We start from the raw sequence: 419 nt of genomic DNA, 5'->3' as shown, positions 1-419 counted from the left end.
AAATTCCCGATCTTAAATTCAGTGATATTGTTGGTAATGAAAGAGGTGTCAGACAGATTTCAAGAGCGATAGGTTGGTTACAGCATCCTGGTAGAATCGGCCGCTTTGGGTTTAGACCTCCCGGAGGATACTTGCTTGCTGGTCCTCCAGGAACGGGAAAAACTTTCTTGGCCCGGGCTGCTGCCGGGGAGTGTGGCTTACCCTTTTTCAGTATAAATTCGGCGGAATTATTATCCCCCGGGGCGGGTGTTGCAGAAAGTAAACTAAGAGATTTGTTCGCCAATGCCAGAAGGTTAGCGCCTTCAATCATATTTATCGATGAGATAGATGCAATTGGACAGCAAAGAAGAAGTGGTGATTACCACGGTATTGTTAATACGTTGTTGGGAGAAATGGATGGCTTCAGTGGCCATTCTCGA

1 protein-coding gene is annotated in these 419 nt (G+C 46.3%); it reads left to right on the top strand.

Going from position 1 to position 419, the window contains the following annotated elements; genetic code table 11:
- The coding region (locus A3761_RS06215; protein WP_197472889.1) for an AAA family ATPase at positions 1 to 419 on the top strand (419 nt) is incomplete at both ends.

It is taken from the genome of Oleiphilus sp. HI0123 (assembly GCF_001635315.1).
The sequence above is the reverse complement of the archived record's forward strand: the minus strand, read 5'-3'. Positions and strand labels throughout refer to the sequence as shown.